The 19,200-nt window shown below is 73.5% G+C and carries 15 protein-coding genes; 7 read left to right on the top strand and 8 right to left on the bottom strand.

All coding sequences use genetic code 11. From position 1 onward, the window contains the following. Positions 1–157 precede the first annotated feature (157 nt). The 5 genes from ACFWU6_RS31940 to ACFWU6_RS31920 are packed head-to-tail and all read right to left on the bottom strand — an operon-like array spanning position 158 to position 5,987. Complete coding sequence (locus ACFWU6_RS31940; protein ID WP_383984742.1) at positions 158–1,468, bottom strand: DUF58 domain-containing protein; 1,311 nt, start codon at positions 1,466–1,468, stop codon at positions 158–160. Next, positions 1,468–2,454, bottom strand: coding sequence for an AAA family ATPase (locus ACFWU6_RS31935; RefSeq protein WP_383811564.1), 987 nt, complete (start codon positions 2,452–2,454; stop codon positions 1,468–1,470). The genes ACFWU6_RS31940 and ACFWU6_RS31935 overlap by 1 nt, the downstream gene beginning before the upstream one ends. Then, positions 2,451–4,037 (bottom strand): DUF4350 domain-containing protein, encoded by a 1,587-nt coding sequence (locus ACFWU6_RS31930; protein ID WP_383984739.1) that lies wholly within the window; start codon positions 4,035–4,037, stop codon positions 2,451–2,453. Before ACFWU6_RS31930 ends, ACFWU6_RS31935 begins: the two co-directional genes overlap by 4 nt. Then, complete coding sequence (locus ACFWU6_RS31925) at positions 4,034–4,711, bottom strand: DUF4129 domain-containing protein (RefSeq protein WP_383984747.1); 678 nt, start codon at positions 4,709–4,711, stop codon at positions 4,034–4,036. Before ACFWU6_RS31925 ends, ACFWU6_RS31930 begins: the two co-directional genes overlap by 4 nt. Positions 4,712–4,721: 10 nt before the next feature. Further along, on the bottom strand, positions 4,722–5,987 hold the full coding sequence (locus ACFWU6_RS31920) for a glycerophosphoryl diester phosphodiesterase membrane domain-containing protein (protein WP_383811556.1): 1,266 nt from the start codon (positions 5,985–5,987) through the stop codon (positions 4,722–4,724). 235 nt (positions 5,988–6,222) lie between these two features. On the opposite strand from ACFWU6_RS31920, the gene mtrA reads away from it, so the two are divergent. From mtrA to ACFWU6_RS31890, 6 genes are all read left to right on the top strand, one after another. Further along, on the top strand, positions 6,223–6,912 hold the full coding sequence (gene mtrA, locus ACFWU6_RS31915) for a two-component system response regulator MtrA (protein WP_189747360.1): 690 nt from the start codon (positions 6,223–6,225) through the stop codon (positions 6,910–6,912). Between the two features lie 88 nt (positions 6,913–7,000). Next, the gene (gene mtrB / locus ACFWU6_RS31910; RefSeq protein WP_383811576.1) at positions 7,001–8,854 is read left to right on the top strand and encodes an MtrAB system histidine kinase MtrB; all 1,854 of its coding nucleotides are present in this window, start codon (positions 7,001–7,003) and stop codon (positions 8,852–8,854) included. After that, positions 8,844–10,721, top strand: coding sequence for an LpqB family beta-propeller domain-containing protein (locus tag ACFWU6_RS31905; protein ID WP_383811553.1), 1,878 nt, complete (start codon positions 8,844–8,846; stop codon positions 10,719–10,721). The genes mtrB and ACFWU6_RS31905 overlap by 11 nt, the downstream gene beginning before the upstream one ends. Positions 10,722–10,809: 88 nt before the next feature. Further along, a complete protein-coding gene (locus ACFWU6_RS31900; protein ID WP_383811573.1) occupies positions 10,810–11,562 on the top strand; it encodes a ComF family protein in 753 nt (250 codons plus the stop codon). Between the two features lie 351 nt (positions 11,563–11,913). Next, positions 11,914–12,609, top strand: coding sequence for a ribosome hibernation-promoting factor, HPF/YfiA family (hpf, locus tag ACFWU6_RS31895; RefSeq protein WP_383811570.1), 696 nt, complete (start codon positions 11,914–11,916; stop codon positions 12,607–12,609). Between the two features lie 191 nt (positions 12,610–12,800). Then, positions 12,801–13,511 carry a response regulator gene (locus ACFWU6_RS31890; RefSeq protein ID WP_383811551.1) on the top strand — a complete coding sequence of 237 codons (711 nt, stop codon included), beginning with the start codon at positions 12,801–12,803 and terminating at the stop codon, positions 13,509–13,511. On the opposite strand, the gene ACFWU6_RS31885 is transcribed toward ACFWU6_RS31890, so the two are convergent. Both ACFWU6_RS31885 and ACFWU6_RS31880 read right to left on the bottom strand, forming a co-directional pair. Next, positions 13,508–14,731 (bottom strand): winged helix-turn-helix domain-containing protein, encoded by a 1,224-nt coding sequence (locus ACFWU6_RS31885; protein ID WP_383811549.1) that lies wholly within the window; start codon positions 14,729–14,731, stop codon positions 13,508–13,510. The genes ACFWU6_RS31890 and ACFWU6_RS31885 overlap by 4 nt on opposite strands. A gap of 62 nt (positions 14,732–14,793) precedes the next feature. Next, positions 14,794–15,369, bottom strand: coding sequence for a GNAT family N-acetyltransferase (locus ACFWU6_RS31880; protein WP_383984736.1), 576 nt, complete (start codon positions 15,367–15,369; stop codon positions 14,794–14,796). A gap of 229 nt (positions 15,370–15,598) precedes the next feature. Here ACFWU6_RS31880 and secA point away from each other — a divergent pair, with 229 nt between their 5' ends. Next, complete coding sequence (gene secA, locus ACFWU6_RS31875) at positions 15,599–18,406, top strand: preprotein translocase subunit SecA (protein WP_383811543.1); 2,808 nt, start codon at positions 15,599–15,601, stop codon at positions 18,404–18,406. A gap of 109 nt (positions 18,407–18,515) precedes the next feature. Here the strand turns inward: secA and ACFWU6_RS31870 are convergent, their stop codons facing one another. After that, complete coding sequence (locus tag ACFWU6_RS31870) at positions 18,516–18,956, bottom strand: Rv3235 family protein (protein WP_383984744.1); 441 nt, start codon at positions 18,954–18,956, stop codon at positions 18,516–18,518. Positions 18,957–19,200: the final 244 nt, after the last annotated feature.

Here is a 19,200-nt window from a genome sequence, read left to right as displayed (position 1 = left end):
CTGCAGGGGGGACCCTGTGGGAGAGTAGGACGCCGCCGAACAATTATTGTGGGAGAGCCCCGCACCTTATGGTGCGGGGCTTTTCTGCGTTCCGGACCGGAAAGCGGGAGGACCGCCCCGTACGGACCCGGCAGGGCTCCTCACGGGGCGGGTCGGGTCAGAGGCGGCCGGCTGCCTTGAGGGCGAGGTAGGCGTCCGCGAGGGACGGGGCCAGGGTGTCCGGGGCGGAGTCGACCACGTGGACGCCGTGGCGGGTCAGCTGGTCCGCCGTGCGGCGGCGCTGGGCCTGGGACTGGGTGCCGGCCGCGGCTTCGTAGACCGCGTCCACGCCGCCCCGCGCTCTTGTCATGTCCGCGACGTGCGGGTCGGCCACGGAGGCCAGGAGGACCGTGTGGCGTTGGGTGAGGCGGGGGAGGACCGGCAGCAGGCCCTCCTCGACCGGAGCCGCGTCCAGGCTCGTCAGCAGGACCACCAGGGAGCGGCGCGGGGCACTGCGCAGGATCGTGGAGACCAGACTGCGGGAGTCCGTCTCGACCAGCTCAGGTTCGAGGGGGGCCATCGCGTTGACGAAGGAGGGCAGGGTGTCCGCGGCGGCGCGGCCCTGGACCTGGGCGCGGATGCGGCGGTCGTGGGCCAGGAGGTCCACGCGGTCGCCCGCCCGGGTGGCCAGCGCGGCCAGCAGCAGGGCCGCGTCCATGGCGGAGTCCAGGCGCGGGGCGTCCCCGACGCGGCCCGCCGAGGTGCGGCCCGTGTCCAGGACGATCAGGATGTGGCGGTCCCGCTCGGGTCGCCAGGTGCGGACGGCGACCTTGTTCTGCCGGGCCGTGGCCCGCCAGTCGATGGAGCGGGTGTCGTCCCCGGGGACGTAGTCGCGCAGGCTGTCGAACTCGGTGCCCTCGCCGCGCGTCAGGACGCTCGTACGCCCGTCCAGTTCGCGCAGGCGCGCGAGGCGGGACGGGAGGTGCTTGCGGCTGGTGAACGGGGGCAGGACCCGTACCGTCCAGGGGACCACGTGGGAGCCCTGGCGGGAGAGCAGGCCCAGGGGGCCGTACGAGCGGATCGTGACGCGGTCGGCACGGCGGTCGCCGCGCCGGGTCGGCAGGAGGCGGGTGGTCAGTCGGCGGCGTTCGCCGGCCGGGACCACCACGGTGTGCCGGGATGCGGCCTGTTCCGAGCCCGGCAGCCAGCTGCTCGGCGGCCAGGCGTCCCGGATGCGGGCCCGGAGCTTGCGCGGGCCGGGATTGGTGAGGACGAGGTGGACCTCGGCCGGCTCGCCGAGGCGGACCGAGGTGTCGCCGGAGCGGGTCAGGCCGAGGGCGCGGACCGGCGCCGCCAGGGCGCAGTCCACGGCGCAGGCCAGGGCGAGCGGCCCGTTCACGGCGAGGATTCCCGCCCAGCTCGGTTCGAGGATGCCGACGGGGATGCTGCCGAGGGCCGCCAGCAGGGCGGCGCGTCCGGTGAGCGCCATCAGCGGGGGACGGGGACGTGGGAGAGGATCGCCGTGATGACGGCGTCCGCCGTGACCCCCTCCATCTCCGCTTCGGGGCGCAGCTGGACGCGGTGGCGCAGGGTGGGGAGGGCGAGGGCCTTCACGTCGTCGGGGGTGACGTAGTCGCGGCCGGTGAGCCATGCCCAGGCGCGGGCGGTGGCCAGCAGCGCGGTCGCGCCGCGGGGGGAGACGCCGAGGGTCAGGGACGGCGACTCCCGGGTGGCGCGGCAGACGTCGACGACGTACGCGGCGATCTCGGGGGTGACGGTGACGAGCGCCACGGCCTCGCGGGCGGCGTCCAGCTCCCGGGGGCCGGCGACGCGGCGGACGCCCGCGGCGGCGAGGTCGCGGGGGTTGAAGCCCGCGGCGTGGCGGGTCAGTACGCCGATCTCGTCCTCGCGGGACGGCAGGGGCACCGTGAGCTTGAGCAGGAAGCGGTCCAGTTGGGCTTCCGGGAGGGGGTAGGTGCCCTCGTACTCGACCGGGTTCATCGTGGCGGCGACGAGGAAGGGCTCCGGGAGGGCGCGCGGGGTGCCGTCGACGGTGACCTGCCGCTCCTCCATCGCCTCCAGGAGCGAGGACTGGGTCTTGGGGGGCGTCCGGTTGATCTCGTCCGCGAGGAGGAGGTTGGTGAAGACGGGGCCGTTCTGGAAGGAGAACTCGGCGGTGCGGGCGTCGTAGACCAGTGAGCCGGTGACATCGCTCGGCATCAGGTCCGGGGTGAACTGGACGCGCTTGGTGTCGAGTTCGAGGGAGGCGGCGAGGGCGCGCACGAGGAGGGTCTTCGCGACGCCGGGGACGCCTTCGAGGAGGACGTGGCCGCGGCACAGGAGTGCGACGACGAGGCCGGTGACGGCGGAGTCCTGACCGACCACGGCCTTGCCGATCTCGGTGCGGAGCGCTTCGAGGGAAGCGCGGGCGCTGTCCGCGGTCACAGCCGCGGACTCGGTGGCCGGGTACGTCATGACGTGCGGACCTCTCTTTCGAGGGCGTCGAGGTGGTCGGCGAGCGCGACGAGTGCCGCGTCGTCGGTGGGGGCGGTGCCGAAGAGGAGGGCGTTCACGTCCCGGGCGGCGGTCCCGGCGGTCCCGGCTGTTCCGGCGGTCCCGGGGGTCCCGCCGGGCGGGGTGGCCGCGTCGGTCGCACGGGCTCCGGTGCCGAGGCGGGCGGAGACGGCGGGGACGAGCGGGAGGGGGTCGTGGGCCTGGCTGTGCGGGATGCCGACGAGGGCGGCGAGGCGCTCGCGGGTGGCGGCGCGCAGCACGGTGGCGGCGCGGTCGCGTGCGTCGGCCTTGCGGTAGAGGCGGGCGCGGCCCTCGGCGGCCTCGGAGGCGCGGATCACGACGGGCAGCCGCTCGGTGACGAGGGGGCCGAGGCGGCGGGCACGCCAGAGGGCGGCGAGGACGCCCGCGATGAGGAGCTGGAGGAGGGCCCAAGACCAGCCGGCCGGGACGAGCTCGAAGAAGCTCTGCTCCTCGCCGTCGGGGGCGGTGTCCGGGTCGGAGTCGGCGAGGGACGGCATGTACCAGACGAGCTCCGGCCGGGAGCCGAGGAGTTGGAGGGCGAGGGAGGCGTTGCCCTCCTCGGCGAGGTCGGAGTTGAGGAGGGGTGTGTCGGTGCCGAGGAGGACGGTTTCGCCGCCGGTGGCGCCCTTGGTGCCGGCGGGGAGGACGAGGAGGGTGGGGTGGCCGCCGCTGGGGTAGCAGCCGGTGGCCCCGGAGGGTGCGGTGTAGCGCAGGCCGGTGCCGGTGGTGGCGCGGCCGGCGGAGACGGCGGCCGGCAGGGCGCAGTCCGGGGCGAGGACGTCGGCCCCGCCGCCGTCCTCGTCGCGGACGCCGGGGGCGAGGAGCGGGAGGCTCGCGCCGGAGGGGCCGAGGAGGACGGTGCGGCCGCCGGACAGGTCCATGGCGGAGCGGATGGCGCTGCGCTGGGTGGCGCCGAGCACGTCGGGGTCGGTGACCAGGAGCGTGGTGCGGGGGCCGGCCGCCGCCGCGGCTTCGCGGGCGGTGGTGACCACGCGGGTGGCCACGCCGCGCTCGGCGAGGAGCTCGGCGATGGCGCGGCTGCCGTCGCGGTCGGCGGAGCGGGGGTCGAGGTGGCCGTGGCGGGTGCCGGAGTTGAGGGCGGCGAGGACCACGCCGCCGGTGAGGAGCACGCCGAGCACGATGAGGACACGGCGTACGCGGTGGCGGACGGCGGCGGTGCGGCGGGCCGGGGGCGTGCCGCCGCCGTGCGCGTCTGGTGCCGGTGCCGGTGCCGGGGCCGGGGCCGGGCCGGCCGTGGCCCAGGGGCGGACGGCCCCAGCACCGCCCGCGGCGGCCGGCCCGGGCGCGTCCGCCGGTCCGCCCGACGGCGTGTCCGTCGCGGCGGGGGCGTCGGCGGGGCGGCGGGGTTCGGGGGCGGGCGTCGAGCGGGGTGCGTCGGGCGTTCCCCCGGGGTGGGGCGGGGCCGGGGTCGCGCCGGGGGTTTCGGCGGGGGTCGTGCCCGGGGTCCCGTTCGGGGTTTCGGCGGGGGGTTCGTGGGGGTCCCGCGGGAGGGGGCCGGTCATGCGCTGGGTCCCGTCAGGAGCGGCCTGGCGCGGTCCAGGGCGAGGTCGAGGGTGCGCAGCCGGGCGTACGCGTCGGCGTCGGCGGTGCGGCCGCCGTAGGTCACGTCGTCGAAGGTGCGGGCCGCGGCGCGCAGTTCCCCGGCGTGGTCGGGGAGGGAGGCCGCCGCCTCGGCCGCGGCCTCGTCGGCGGTGCGGCCGGGGCGGGGGTCGAGGAGGGTGCGCTCCTCCAGGGAGCGGACGACGGCGCGCATCCGTTCCTGGACGGCTTCGGTCCAACGGCCCGCCGCGGCGTGGGCCTCGGCGGCCGTGCGGTGGTCGGCCGCGCTGCGGATGCCGTCGTGGAAGAGGGTGCCCGCTCCCGTGGCGGTCCGGCGGGGGGTGCCGAGGCGCCACCACAGGGCGGCGAGGGCCAGGACCACCAGGACGAGGATCACGACCAGGCCGATCGCGCCGCCCGGGGCCGCCCCGGAGGCCGAGGCGAGCCAGTCGCCGAGCCACGCGAGCACCTTGGCGAGGGCCCGGTCCAGCAGGTTCGGGTCGTCCTGGTGGTACAGCGGCTTGGACAGCTCGCGCCCGGCCGCCTCCCGGGCGGCGTCGCGCGGTGTCGTCACCGGCGGTGTGTCCGCGGTCGGCAGCAGGGCCGCGGCCGTGGTGATGAGACCCCCCGTGCTCATCATCGGTGCATCAGCCTCCGGTCGCGCCGGTGCCGTTGTTGTTGCCGTCGCCGTAGTCCTGGACTCCGGCCGCGCGGGCGAGCTCCAGGTCGAGGCCCTCGCGCCGGATGCGCTGGTCCACGTAGAGCAGGACCGTGACGCCGGCCGAGATCGGCATGGTGATGGTCTGGGCGATGATCCCGCCGATGCCGGCCAGGATCAGCGTGCCCCAGGCGGTGCCGGCGCTGCCGTCCATCAGGCCGTCCACGCCGCCGCCGAAGGCGAAGATCCCGATGGCCGTCAGGGGCCCGATGATGATCCAGCCGATGACGGTGGTGATGAGTCCGGTGAGGAGGGTGATCCCGAGGATGCGCCACCAGGAGCCCTTGACGAGCTTCCAGGAGCGTCCGAAGGCCTTGCGGACGGTGGTCCTCTCCAGCATCAGCGCGGGCGAGGCCAGGCTGAAGGAGATGCCCAGCCAGAGCGTGAGCGCGAAGAGGAACGGGATCAGGAGCAGGACGAGGAGGGCCGCGGTGGTGCCCTCGGCGAGCAGGGCCGCCCCCAGCAGTACGGCGGCGACGGCGACGAATCCGAGGGCCAGCAGCAGGGTGAGCCCGATCAGGCGCGGCAGCTGCGGCCGGGCGTCGCGCCAGGCGGCGGAGACCGAGGAGCCGCGGCCCAGGACGGCCCGGCTGTAGATCATCGTGAGCATGGCGGTGGCCACGATCGTCCCGAGGATCTGGATGACGGTGGTCACGGCGGTGAGCGACAGGCTGCTGCCGAGGTCGTCGATCGTCTGCGAGAGGTCCGGAGCGCGCTCCGGATCGGTGGTGACGACCAGGTCCGCCATCAGGAACTTCTGCACGAGCAGGCTGACGATCTGGATGACGGTGGCGACGACGAGGGTCACCGGCAGCACCGAGCGCCAGTGGGTGCGCATCGTGGAGACCGCGCCGTCGAGGATCTCGCCGAGGCCCAGCGGGCGCAGCGGGATCACGCCGGGCTTGGCGGCCGGGGGCCTGCCCCACTGGCCGGGGCCACCCGGATGGCCGTACGCGCCCGCCTGGGGTGCGCCGTACTGCTGACCGTACGATCCCCAGCCCGGGCCGGGCGCAGGCGCCTGGGGCGGCGTCTGCGGGGCGGAGGTGCCGTCTGCGGGGCTGGACCACTGGCCGGGCGGCGGCTGCTGGGCGGACCATTTCGAGTCATCGGAGGCCGGTCGGCCTTCGGGCGCCCCCTGCCGCTCACCGTCGGACGGGGAGGGTCCGGGCGTAGCCCAGCCCGGAGAGTCGTTCATCGTCGCTCCTTCACGTGCACCTGCTGGGGCGGGGGGCGCTGGTCGCTGCCATCGTGCCACGTGGGGCCAACGAACGGGCCGGCCGTCCCCCCGGATCTCCGGCAGCCCGTACCTTCAATTGTCACCCGGATCCGGGGCAGACTGGTCGAGCTGATCTCCACGCAGGTCCGAGGGGCGATTTCCAGCCCTTTTGGCTGTGGGACAGCTCACCGCCTGGTAACGATTAGCTAATGGGATGATGTCAACCATGAAGGGACGCGTCCTTGTCGTCGACGACGACACCGCGCTGGCCGAGATGCTCGGCATTGTGCTGCGTGGAGAAGGTTTTGAGCCGTCGTTCGTAGCGGACGGTGACAAGGCACTTGCTGCCTTCCGGGAGGCGAAGCCGGACCTGGTGCTGCTCGACCTCATGCTGCCCGGACGGGACGGCATAGAGGTGTGCAGGCTGATCCGGGCCGAGTCGGGCGTGCCGATCGTCATGCTCACCGCCAAGAGCGACACGGTGGACGTGGTCGTGGGCCTGGAGTCGGGGGCCGACGACTACATCGTCAAGCCGTTCAAACCGAAGGAGCTGGTAGCCCGCATCAGGGCCCGTCTGCGCCGGTCGGAGGAGCCCGCGCCCGAGCAGTTGGCCATCGGTGACCTGGTCATCGACGTGGCCGGGCACTCGGTCAAGCGGGACGGCGCCTCCATCGCCCTGACCCCCCTCGAATTCGACCTGCTGGTCGCACTCGCGCGCAAGCCCTGGCAGGTGTTCACCCGCGAGGTGCTGCTGGAGCAGGTCTGGGGCTACCGGCACGCCGCGGACACCCGCCTGGTCAACGTGCACGTGCAGCGGCTGCGCTCCAAGGTCGAGAAGGACCCGGAGCGCCCCGAGATCGTCGTGACGGTGCGCGGTGTCGGCTACAAGGCCGGACCGAGCTGACGTGAACTCCGGCAAGACCCGGAGCGGCTCCCGCTGGGGGGCCCTGCGGGGAGGCCGGCTGCTCCAGGACGGAGCGCCGGCCGGCCCCCTGCTGCGGCTGTGCGTGCGCCTCGTACGCCGGCCGGTGCTCCCGGCTGTCCGGATGTGGCGGCGCAACATCCAGCTGCGGGTGGTCGCCGCCACCCTGCTGATGTCGCTGGCCGTGGTCCTCGCCCTCGGCTTCGTCGTGATCGCGCAGGTCAGCGAGGGCCTGCTCGACGCCAAGGAGGAGGCCGCGCAGAGCCAGGCCGCGGGCGGGTTCGCGGTCGCACAGGAGAAGGCCAACGCCCCCGCGACCGTGGACGGGCCCGACGCCGCCGACAACAAGGTGGGGCGCGACGCCAGTACCTGGATGAACTCCCTGGTCAAGCAGCTGGCCAGTGGCGGACAGACCGCCTTCGAGGTGGTCGCGCTCGGCGCCGGCACCGGGGAGCAGACGCAGAAGGACGCCCCGGGCGTCCGCGGAGCCCGCGCCTCCGGCAACGTCGATCCGACCGCGAGCGTCCCGCTGGCGCTGCGCCGGGCCGTCAACCACAACACCGGCACCTTCAAGACCTTCTCCGAGATCCGCTACACCGCCGGGGCCGGGGACAAGGCGCCCGAGGCCGCGCTCGTCGTCGGGAAGCGGCTCACCGACGTCAAGGGCGACCCGTACGACCTGTACTACCTCTTCCCCCTCAGCCAGGAGGAGGAGTCCCTCAACCTGGTCAAGAGCACCATCGCCACCGCGGGCCTGTTCGTCGTCGTGCTGCTGAGCGCGATCGCCTGGCTCGTCGTGCGCCAGATCGTGACCCCCGTGCGGATGGCCGCCGGGATCGCCGAGCGGCTCTCGGCCGGGCGGCTGCAGGAGCGGATGAAGGTCACCGGCGAGGACGACATCGCCCGTCTGGGCGAAGCCTTCAACAAGATGGCCCAGAACCTCCAGAACAAGATCCAGCAGCTGGAGGACCTGTCCCGGATGCAGCGCCGCTTCGTCTCGGACGTCTCGCACGAGCTGCGGACGCCGCTGACGACGGTGCGGATGGCCGCCGACGTCATCCACGACGCGCGGGTCGACTTCGACCCGGTCACGGCCCGCTCCGCCGAACTGCTCGCCGGCCAGCTCGACCGCTTCGAGTCGCTCCTCGCCGACCTGCTGGAGATCAGCCGGTTCGACGCGGGCGCCGCGGCGCTGGACGCGGAGCCCATCGACCTGCGGGACGTCGTACACCGCGTCATCGACGGGGCCGAGCCGCTCGCCGAGCACAAGGGCAGCCGGATCAGGGTCCTGGGCGACACCCAGCCCGTCATCGCCGAGGCGGACCCCCGGCGGGTGGAGCGGGTCCTGCGCAACCTCGTCGTCAACGCCGTGGAGCACGGCGAGGGCCGCGACGTGGTGGTCCGGCTCGCCTCCGCGGGCGGCGCCGTCGCCATCGCGGTACGGGACTACGGGGTCGGGCTCAAGCCCGGCGAGGCCACCCGCGTCTTCAACCGCTTCTGGCGGGCCGACCCGGCGCGGGCGCGCACGACGGGCGGTACGGGCCTGGGCCTGTCCATCGCCGTCGAGGACGCCCGGCTGCACGGCGGATGGCTCCAGGCCTGGGGCGAGCCGGGCGGCGGCTCGCAGTTCCGCCTGACCCTGCCGCGCACCGCCGACGAGCCGCTGCGCGGCTCGCCGATCCCGCTGGAGCCGGAGGACTCCCGGGCCAACCGTGCCAGGGCCGCCGCCGATGCGGCGGGCGTCGAGGCGGACCGGCGGCAGCAGGCGGAGGGGGCCGACCGGTCGCCGATACCGCCGCGCTCGCCGGTCGCCGGCGCGCTGCCCGTGCCCGCCGATCCGACGGCCCTGCCGGGGAACGGGGCCCGGGTCGTGGCCCGCCCCACCGACCAGGCAGCACAGGAGGACCGAACCGATGGAAGCTGAGCCCGATCCGGCGCGCCCGCGCGCGGGGAGCGCGCCGGTGCGCGGCCGACGGCGGCGCACCGTCCGGGCGTACGCCCTGGGCGCGGTCGGGCTGCTGCTGGCCGGCTGCGCCTCCATGCCCGACCACGGCGAGATCCGGCCGGTACGGGGCTCGCAGGGCGTCGACTCCCAGGTCCGGGTGTTCGGCGTACCGCCCGCTGACCGGGCCAGCGCGCGCGACATCGTCGACGGCTTCCTGGAGGCGCTGACCGGCGACGACCCGCAGCTGGAGACCGCCCGCAAGTACCTCACCGAGGACGCGGCGAAGAGCTGGAAGCCGGGCTCGGCGGTCACCGTGCTCTCGGCGGGCCTCGTCAGGAACCCGGTCCAGGGGGAGCGCGAGCCCGACGCGGCCCGCTGGAAGGTGACCGGCAAGAAGCTGGCCACGGTGGACGAGCGCAGTGCGTACCAGCCGGAGACCGGCGGCGGGCCGTACGAGGAGTTCCTCCAGCTCGTCCAGGTGGACAACCAGTGGCGGATCGCGACCCCGCCGCGCAGCCTGGTGCTCAGCGAATCCGACTTCCAGCGCATCTACATGCCCGTCAACAAGTACTACTTCGCGGGCGGGACCCTGGTCGCCGACCCGGTCTACGTCCGCCAGCGCAGCGACCCGGACTCGCGGATGGACCCGACCACGCAGACCGTGCAGTCGCTGCTCGCCGGACCGTCCAAGTGGCTCGGCCCGGTCGTGGAGTCCAGCTTCCCCACCAACACGGAGCTGCGCGAGGGCACCAAGTCCCTTTCGTACGACGGCCAGAACTCGCTGCGGGTGCCGCTCAACGCGAAGGCCGACAACGTCGCGCAGCCGCAGTGCCAGAAGATGGCCACGCAGCTCTTCTACACCGTCAAGGACCTGACGGCCTCCCGGCTGGAGCGCGTGGAGCTGCTGCGCTCCGACGGCAAGACCCCGCTGTGCGCGGTGAGCGAGGTGGCGGCGGCCGCGATCGCCAGCCGGCCCACCAGCCCCGCCCACCAGTACTACGTGGACGCCGAGAGCCGCTTCGTCCGGATGAAGCTCGACGTGACCAGCGAGGAGCAGCAGTCCCGGGAGCCGGTGCCGGGGCCGCTGGCGGGCAACCCCGCTTTCAAGGTCGGCGATGCGGCGGTCTCCTACGACGAGCGGCGGGCGGCCGTGGTCTCGGAGGACGGGCACGGGCTGTACGTCGTGCCGATGGCCGGGGCCGGGGCGATGCCGCCGCCGCTGCTCGTCGGCAAGGGCGCCAAGCCGAACGTGCTGACGGCGCCCAGCTGGGACGCGGCCGGCGACCTGTGGGTCGCGGACCAGGACCCGGGCAACCCCGGGCTGTGGCGGGTGCCCGGCGGGGTCGGGGCGCCTCAGAAGGTGGAGGTGTCCGGGCTGGACGGCGGGCGGATCACCTCGCTGAAGGCCTCCCCCGACGGGGTGCGGATCGCGCTGCTCGTGCAGCGGGCGGGCGGCCGCAAGAACCTCTACGTCGGCCGGGTCGAACGCCCCGAGGGCACGGGTGACGCCTCCGCGGTGTCGGTGCGCGAGCTGCGCCCGGCGGCCCCGCAGATGGCGGACGTGACGGCGATGAGCTGGGCGCCGCGGGGGCGGCTGCTGGTGGTGGGCCGTGAGAGCGGCGGCGTCGACCAGGCCCGCTACATGCTGGCGGACGGCTCGATGGTCGCGGCGAGCCTGCCGGGGGCGACGGAGCTGGTGGCGGTCGCGGTCTCGGTGTCGGAGGACGAGGAGAAGTCGAAGCCGGTGCTGGCGTACTCGAAGGAGGACGGCATCGTGTGGCTGCCGCCGGGTGCGCAGTGGCGCACGGCGGCAGCGGGCGGCCGGGCCCCGGTGTACCCGGGCTGACCTGTGCTTTCGCCGGTCGTCCACAGGGGTGGTGGCGGGCTGCCCGCTCCGGCATCGTGGGTGCATGCGGGGCTGCGTGCAGGGGTGCGTGCGGGGGTGGTGGCGGGAGGTCGCCGGGCTGGTCCTGCCGGTGGACTGCGCCGGCTGCGGGGCCGCGCGGGTGTTGTTGTGCGCGCAGTGCAGGCAGGGGTTGGGCGGGGCCCTGGCGGGGCCCGTGCGGCCCTCCCCCCGGCCCGCGGGGCTGCCGCCGGTCCATGCCGCCGCCGTGTACGGGGGAGGCGTACGGGAGGTTCTGCTGGCCCACAAGGAGCGCGGGGCGCTGCCGCTGGCCGGCGCGCTCGGCGGCGCCTTGGCGGCGGCGGTCCGGTCGGGGCAGGAGGCGGGGACGGGGGCGGGGGCCGGGCGGGGGGAGCTGGTCCTGGTTCCGGTGCCGTCGGCGCGGCGGCAGGTCCGGGCGCGCGGGCACGATCCGGCGCGGCGGATCGCCCTGGCCGCCGCGGGGCGGCTGCGGCGGGCCGGTGTCCCCGCGCGGGTGGCTCCGGTACTGCGGCTGCGCCGGGCGGTGGCGGACCAGGCGGGCCTGGGGGCCCGGCAGCGCCGGGAGAACCTCGCCGGGGCACTGGAGGTGCGCCGGGGCGGGGCGCGGCTGACGGCGGGAGCCCGGATCGTGCTCGTGGACGACCTGATCACCACCGGGGCGACGCTGGCGGAGGCGGCGCGGGCGGTGCGCGCCGCGGGGCTGGTCGAGGGGGCCGGGGTGAGGGCGGCGGTGGTCGCCGCGCCCGCCGGGTCCTTCGGCCCGGACCTGGCCGGGAACCCGTACAGACCAAAAATCCCGTGAATAGATTTGGAACTGGGAGGGAAGGCGCATCGTTGCAGGTAGTAAGAGGGAACAGTCACCTGAACGGAGGTACGTTCCGGTAGCGGGTGCCGACAACCGGCAGAGAGAGATATGTTCGGTTGTGAGGAACTGGCGAAGCTCGGGGCCCCGCGCATCGGATCGCACGTTTCGTATTTTCTTCGTGTCAGGAGACTGTCTCTCGACTCCGAAGTCGGTGGGGTGTAGACCTGGCCGATGGGGGAGGAGGAGGTGAAAGTCGCCAAGTCCGAGGCTCCGGTGTTCACCGGAGTCTGGTGCGAAAGGGAGACGCTTCGCCCCATGAGGCGGAGCTATCCGGGAACGGAGTTCTGCGTGGACATCGTCGTCAAGGGCCGCAAGACCGAGGTGCCCGACCGGTTCCGCAAGCACGTGGCCGAGAAGCTGAATCCGGAGCGGATCCAGAAGCTCGACGCCAAGGTGATCAGCTTGGACGTCGAGGTGTCCAAGGAGCACAACCCGCGGCAGGCCGACCGTTCCGACCGCGTGGAGATCACGCTGCACTCACGGGGACCCGTCATTCGGGCGGAGGCAGCGGCCGCGGACCCGTACGCGGCGCTGGACCTCGCTCAGGACAAGCTGGAGGCCCGGCTGCGCAAGCAGCACGACAAGCGTTACACCCGCCGCGGCAGCGGCCGGATCTCGGCGGCCGAGGTCGCCGACGTGGTGCCCGGCGCCGCGACCCTCAACGGGAACGGCGAGGTCGTCTCCGACGAGGAGGCCGACGGGGTGCCGACCACCCGCATCGGATCGCTGGAAGTGCAGGGCGAAGGCCCGCTCATCGTCCGCGAGAAGACCCACTCGGCCTCACCCATGTCACTCGACCAGGCTCTGTACGAAATGGAGCTGGTCGGCCACGACTTCTACCTGTTCGTCGACTCCGAGAGCAAGATGCCCAGCGTCGTCTACCGACGTCATGCGTACGACTACGGCATCATCCACCTGAACCCCGACGGCGCCTCCAGCTCGGACGAGTCCGGGGCCGGCGCCGGCGGCGCGCTCGGCGGCTGACCCCCTCCTCCGTCGCCCCCGCGGTCCGCTTCCGGCGGCTCGCGGGGGCTCTCGCGTGACGGATATGCGCCAGTCGGTCCCCGTGCATCCCCGCGCGCCCTGGCGCGGGCATGGAATCATGGCGGGCAGTCAACCGGCGGCTCCGCCCGTCCGGTTGGCCCGGCAGCTCGGCACATGCAGGGGGAGGAACGATGGCGGACAGCTTCGGGCCGGTTCGGGGTGACGACGGCGCGGACTGCCGCGAACCCATCCGGGTACTCGTGGTCGACGACCACGCCCTCTTCCGGCGCGGGCTGGAGATCGTCCTCGCGCAGGAGGAGGACATCCAGGTCGTCGGCGAGGCCGGGGACGGCGCGGAGGCCGTGGACAAGGCGGCCGACCTGCTGCCGGACATCGTGCTGATGGACGTGCGGATGCCCCGGCGCGGCGGGATCGAGGCGTGCACGTCCATCAAGGAGGTGGCCCCCTCCGCGAAGATCATCATGCTGACGATCAGCGACGAGGAGGCGGACCTCTACGACGCGATCAAGGCGGGGGCGACCGGGTACCTCCTGAAGGAGATCTCCACGGACGAGGTCGCCACCGCGATCCGCGCGGTCGCCGACGGGCAGTCGCAGATCAGCCCGTCGATGGCGTCCAAGCTGCTGACCGAGTTCAAGTCGATGATCCAGCGCACCGACGAGCGGCGGCTGCTGCCGGCGCCGAGGCTGACGGACCGGGAGCTCGAAGTCCTGAAGCTGGTGGCCACCGGCATGAACAACCGGGACATCGCCAAGGAGTTGTTCATCTCCGAGAACACCGTGAAGAACCACGTCCGCAACATCCTGGAGAAGCTGCAGCTGCACTCCAGGATGGAAGCCGTGGTCTACGCGATGCGCGAGAAGATCCTGGAGATCCGCTAGCCCCGGACTCCGGGACCCGTGGCCCGGGCCCCTTCGGCGGCCTGCGCGCGTGCGGCGAGCTCCGCGGTGACGGCCGCCGCCTCCTGCGGGGTCCGGGCGCGCTCGACGCGGACCTCCTCGCAGCCCACCCACCGGGCGGCCTCCCACAGGGCCTCGGCCATGGCGCCGGCCGCCTTCGGGGTCTCCAGCGAGAGCTGGCGGGCGACCAGGGTGCGGCCCTCGCGGCCCGGGTCGACGCGGCCCCGCAGGTGCCCGCCCGCCAGCAGCGGCATCGCGAAGTACCCGTGGATCCGCTTGGGCTTGGGGACGTACGCCTCCAGGCGGTGGGTGAAGCCGAAGATCCGCTCCGTACGCGGCCGGTCCCACACCAGCGAGTCGAAGGGGGACAGCAGCGTCGTGCGGTGGCGGCCCCGGGGGGCGCTCGCGAGCGCGGCCGGGTCCGCCCAGGCGGGCTTCCCCCAGCCCGCCACCTCCACCGGCACCAGCCCGGAGTCCGCGAGCGCCGCGTCGACCTGGTCGCCCCTGAGGCGGTGGTAGTCCGCGATGTCGGCGCGGGTGCCGACTCCCAGCGACCGCCCGGCCAGGGCGACCAGGCGGCGCACGCACTCCCGGTCGTCCAGGTCGTCGTGGAGCAGGGCGTCGGGGACGGCCCGCTCGGGCAGGTCGTAGACGCGCTTCCAGCCGCGCCGCCGCCCGCACACGACCTCGCCGGTGTCGAGCAGCCACTCCACCGCGATCTTGGTTTCGGACCACTCGAACCACTCGCCGCCGTTCTTGGCGCCGCCCAGCTCGGTGGAGGTCAGCGGGCCCTCGGCGGCGAGCCGGTCCAGGACCGCCCGCGTCGACCGCTCCTTGTCCCGCAGGACGTGCCAGCGGTGGCCGCGCGCCCGGCGGGAGCGGCGCCGGAAGGCGAAATGCGGCCATTCCTCGACGGGCAGGATGCAGGCCGCGTGCGACCAGTACTCGAAGGCGTGGCCGTCGGACCAGTACGCCGACTCCACCGCCTCCCGGCCCACCGCGCCGAGGCGGGCGTACGGGACCAGTTCGTGCGAGCGGGCCAGCACCGAGATGGTGTCCAGCTGGACCGCCCCCAGGTGGCGCAGCACCCCGCGGACGCCGCCGCGGCGGTCGGGCGCGCCGAGGAAGCCCTGCGCGCGCAGGGCGATCCGTCGGGCCTCGTCGGCGGAGAGGGACACGGTCGGCGGCGGCAGGCTCGTCATGGTCCGCCAGCGTAGGCCGCGGCACTGACAACGGGTGCGTACGGGCGTTCGCGGGCGCCGGGCTAGAGGGCGGGCGGCGGCAGGTGGGGGAGGGCGGAGGGCAGTCCGAGGTCCGACGGGAGGAGGGCGCCGATCCAGCAGTCGCGCGCGGTGCCGTTGCGCCGGATGCCCGCCCGCAGGGTGCCCTCGAAGCGGAAGCCGGCCTTCTGCGCGACGGCGCGGGAGCCGGCGTTGCCCGCCTCGGCGCGCCACTCCAGGCGGGGGGAGCCGAGCGCGGTGAAGGTCCAGCGGGCCACGGCGTCCACGGCCTCGGGCATGTAGCCCTTCCCGCGGTGCTCGCGGACCGTCCAGAAGCCGATCTCGTGGCCGTCCGGCTCGCGGACGTGCACGCCCACGGCCGCGACGAGCGGTCCGCCCGCCCCCAGGCGCACGGCGAAGCTGTAGCCCGTGTCCTCGCGCCAGCCGTTCGGGACGACCTGGTTCACGAAGCCGTGCGCGTGCGCGCGCTCGTACGGGGAGGGGACCATGGTCCAGCGCTGGATGTCCGGGTCCTGCGCCGCCGCGTACACCTCGTCCTCGTCGGCGGGGACGAAGGGGCGCAGGTCCAGCCTGGCCGTGGTCAGAGTGATGGGGTCCATGGGGGCGATTGTGCGGGTGTTCCGGCTGCGCGGGCGAACTGATTTCGCACAAGGGCGGCACCTTGGGCGTCCCCCGTACGTTCTCATTCCGGGCAGCCGTGCCCTGCGGATACGGCGGACCTCCCGGCGCGACCACGTCCTCGCTTACGATGGCCGTTGCGGTGGGGCCCACCTGCCGTGCCCGTGTACGAACAGTGCCCAGGCCCGACCGGCAAGGAGACAAACCTCGGTGTCCGTCTTCAACAAGCTCATGCGTGCAGGCGAAGGCAAGATCCTGCGCAAACTGCACCGCATCGCGGACCAGGTCAACTCCATCGAAGAGGACTTCGTCAACCTCTCCGACGCCGAGTTGCGGGCGCTCACGGACGAGTACAAGCAGCGCTTCCAGGACGGCGAGAGCCTGGACGACCTGCTGCCGGAGGCCTTCGCGACCACGCGTGAGGCGGCCAAGCGCGTCCTCGGCCAGCGGCACTACGACGTCCAGATCATGGGCGGCGCCGCGCTGCACCTCGGCTACGTGGCCGAGATGAAGACCGGTGAGGGCAAGACCCTCGTCGGCACGCTGCCCGCGTACCTGAACGCCCTGTCCGGCAAGGGCGTCCACCTGATCACGGTGAACGACTACCTGGCCGAGCGCGACTCCGAGCTCATGGGCCGGGTGCACAAGTTCCTCGGCCTCGAGGTCGGCTGCATCCTGGCGAACATGTCGCCCGCGCAGCGCCGTCAGCAGTACAACTGCGACATCACCTACGGCACGAACAACGAGTTCGGCTTCGACTACCTGCGCGACAACATGGCGTGGTCCCAGGACGAGCTCGTCCAGCGCGGCCACAACTTCGCCGTGGTCGACGAGGTCGACTCGATCCTCGTGGACGAGGCCCGCACCCCGCTGATCATCTCCGGTCCCGCCGACCAGGCCACCAAGTGGTACGGCGACTTCGCGAAGCTGGTGACCCGCCTGACGAAGGGCGAGGCCGGCCAGCCGCTGAAGGGCATCGAGGAGACCGGCGACTACGAGGTCGACGAGAAGAAGCGCACCGTCGCCATCCACGAGGCCGGCGTCGCCAAGGTCGAGGACTGGCTCGGCATCGAGAACCTCTACGAGTCGGTGAACACCCCGCTCGTCGGCTACCTGAACAACGCGATCAAGGCCAAGGAGCTCTTCAAGGCGGACAAGGACTACGTCGTCATCGACGGCGAAGTCATGATCGTCGACGAGCACACCGGCCGCATCCTCGCCGGCCGCCGCTACAACGAGGGCATGCACCAGGCGATCGAGGCGAAGGAAGGGGTGGACATCAAGGACGAGAACCAGACCCTCGCCACCATCACCCTGCAGAACTTCTTCCGCCTCTACTCGAAGCTGTCGGGCATGACCGGTACGGCCATGACCGAGGCCGCCGAGTTCCACCAGATCTACAAGCTCGGCGTCGTCCCGATCCCGACCAACCGCGACATGGTCCGCAAGGACCAGCCGGACCTGATCTACCGGACCGAGGTCGCGAAGTTCGCCGCCGTCGTCGACGACATCGCGGAGAAGCACGAGAAGGGCCAGCCGATCCTCGTCGGCACGACGTCGGTCGAGAAGTCCGAGTACCTCTCCCAGCAGCTCTCCAAGCGCGGGATCCCGCACGAGGTGCTCAACGCCAAGCAGCACGACCGGGAGGCGACGATCGTCGCCCAGGCCGGCCGCCGCGGCGCGGTCACGGTCGCCACGAACATGGCCGGCCGCGGCACCGACATCAAGCTCGGCGGCAACCCGGACGACCTCGCCGAGGCCGAGCTGCGCCAGCGCGGCCTCGACCCGGAGGAGCACATCGAGGAGTGGGCGCACGCCCTGCCCGAGGCGCTGACCCGTGCGGAGGCGGCCGTGAAGGCCGAGTTCGAGGAGGTCAAGGAGCTCGGCGGGCTGTACGTGCTGGGCACCGAGCGGCACGAGTCGCGCCGCATCGACAACCAGCTGCGCGGCCGCTCCGGCCGTCAGGGCGACCCGGGCGAGTCCCGTTTCTACCTGTCGCTGGGCGACGACCTGATGCGCCTGTTCAAGGCGCAGATGGTCGAGCGGGTCATGGCGATGGCCAACGTCCCCGACGACGTGCCGATCGAGAACAAGATGGTGACGCGCGCGATCGCGTCGGCCCAGTCGCAGGTCGAGACCCAGAACTTCGAGACGCGCAAGAACGTCCTGAAGTACGACGAGGTCCTCAACAGCCAGCGCGAGGTCATCTACCGCGAGCGCCGCCGCGTCCTGGAGGGCGAGGACCTGCAGGAGCAGGTGCGCTTCATGATGGACGACACGATCGACGCGTACATCGCGGCCGAGACGGTCGAGGGCTTCGCCGAGGAGTGGGACCTGGACCGGCTGTGGGGCGCCTTCAAGCAGCTCTACCCGATCAAGGTGACGGTGGAGGAGCTGGAGGAGGCCGCGGGCGACCGTGCGGGCATCACCGCCGAGTTCATCGCGGAGTCCGTCAAGGACGACATCCACGAGCAGTACGAGGCCCGCGAGAAGACGCTCGGCTCCGAGGTCATGCGCGAGCTGGAGCGCCGCGTGGTGCTGTCGGTGCTGGACCGCAAGTGGCGCGAGCACCTGTACGAGATGGACTACCTCCAGGAGGGCATCGGCCTGCGCGCGATGGCCCAGAAGGACCCGCTGGTCGAGTACCAGCGGGAGGGCTTCGACATGTACAACGCCATGCAGGACGGCATCAAGGAGGAGTCCGTCGGCTACCTGTTCAACCTGGAGGTCCAGGTCGAGCAGCAGGTCGAGGAACTGCCGGTGCAGAGTGCGGCGCCGTCCCTGACGAAGGACTCGGCCGTGGCCACCGCCACGCGTCCGGAGATCCGGGCGAAGGGGCTGGACGCTCCGCAGCGGCCGGACCGGCTGCACTTCTCGGCGCCGACCGTGGACGGCGAAGGCGGTGTGATCGAGGGCGACTTCGAGAACGAGGGCGCCTCCGGCGAGGGCGACGGGCTGACGCGGGCGGAGCGGCGCAAGGCGCAGAAGGCCTCCGGCGGCCGTCGCCGCAAGAAGTAGCCCCGCTGGGGTTGACCGTCGGCCGGGGCCGGACACCGCGTGTGGTGTCCGGCCCCGGCGCGTCGCGCGGCCGCGGCGGGGCCCGTGCCGGCGGGGTGGGCGGCGGGGGTCACGGGCGGGGGCCCCGGATCTCCACGGCCGCGCAGCGCCAGCGGAGGTCCGGACCCTGCTCGAGGCGGAAGGCCATCGCCGTCACGCGCTCGCCCGTGGCGATGCGGGCGAAGGCCTCGATGACTCCCGGCCCCGGGGTGAAGCGCCCGCACTGGCGGACGACCGGCCGCAGCCGGTCGCGCAGGGGGGTGTCGGGGGCCAGGCCGACCAGCTGCTGGTAGGCCGGGCCGACGGTGTGCCCGAGCAGCGAGTGGACCGGCCGCCGGCCGCTGACCACCGCCAGCAGGCGCTCGGCGAACCAGTGGTGGGGGCCGAGCCGCAGCGCCCGGGGCGGTCCCGCCGGACGGCGCCCGTCGCGGCGGCCGGCGGGCCGGGTGCGGCCCGCGCCGCCGGACGGCCGCCGCCGGCTGCCCTCGCCGCCGATCGTCGTGCCGCGCATCGTGGTGTCCATCGCGATCTGCCCCCGAAACAGCCGGGCCCGGAGCGGTACCGGGCGGTAACTTGATGGGGATCTTCTACGGTCGCCGAACACGCTCCGCAACCGCTCCCGGCGCCCCGGCCGCGGCCGCCCCGGTTCACCTATCCGAGTGCCCCGGGGCCCGGGGCGGGGCGGGGGCCCGCGGACCCGCCCCGGGCGCGCCGGGGCGGGCGGGGCCGGTGGCCGGGTGTCCCGGCTACCCCAC

The organism is Streptomyces sp. NPDC058674, from assembly GCF_042716505.1.
Lineage (GTDB): Bacteria > Actinomycetota > Actinomycetes > Streptomycetales > Streptomycetaceae > Streptomyces.
The sequence above is the reverse complement of the archived record's forward strand: the minus strand, read 5'-3'. Positions and strand labels throughout refer to the sequence as shown.

What these genes read in the sequence shown, in the direction of transcription:
- ACFWU6_RS31930 (WP_383984739.1), bottom strand. Translation starts at nt 4,037, where the DNA reads ATGACCGGCCCCCTCCCGCGGGACCCCCACGAACCCCCCGCCGAAACC.
- ACFWU6_RS31935 (WP_383811564.1), bottom strand. Translation starts at nt 2,454, where the DNA reads ATGACGTACCCGGCCACCGAGTCCGCGGCTGTGACCGCGGACAGCGCC.
- mtrA (WP_189747360.1), top strand. Translation starts at nt 6,223, where the DNA reads ATGATGTCAACCATGAAGGGACGCGTCCTTGTCGTCGACGACGACACC.
- ACFWU6_RS31940 (WP_383984742.1), bottom strand. Translation starts at nt 1,468, where the DNA reads ATGGCGCTCACCGGACGCGCCGCCCTGCTGGCGGCCCTCGGCAGCATC.
- ACFWU6_RS31890 (WP_383811551.1), top strand. Translation starts at nt 12,801, where the DNA reads ATGGCGGACAGCTTCGGGCCGGTTCGGGGTGACGACGGCGCGGACTGC.
- ACFWU6_RS31880 (WP_383984736.1), bottom strand. Translation starts at nt 15,369, where the DNA reads ATGGACCCCATCACTCTGACCACGGCCAGGCTGGACCTGCGCCCCTTC.
- ACFWU6_RS31905 (WP_383811553.1), top strand. Translation starts at nt 8,844, where the DNA reads ATGGAAGCTGAGCCCGATCCGGCGCGCCCGCGCGCGGGGAGCGCGCCG.
- ACFWU6_RS31885 (WP_383811549.1), bottom strand. Translation starts at nt 14,731, where the DNA reads ATGACGAGCCTGCCGCCGCCGACCGTGTCCCTCTCCGCCGACGAGGCC.
- ACFWU6_RS31925 (WP_383984747.1), bottom strand. Translation starts at nt 4,711, where the DNA reads ATGAGCACGGGGGGTCTCATCACCACGGCCGCGGCCCTGCTGCCGACC.
- ACFWU6_RS31870 (WP_383984744.1), bottom strand. Translation starts at nt 18,956, where the DNA reads ATGCGCGGCACGACGATCGGCGGCGAGGGCAGCCGGCGGCGGCCGTCC.
- ACFWU6_RS31920 (WP_383811556.1), bottom strand. Translation starts at nt 5,987, where the DNA reads ATGAACGACTCTCCGGGCTGGGCTACGCCCGGACCCTCCCCGTCCGAC.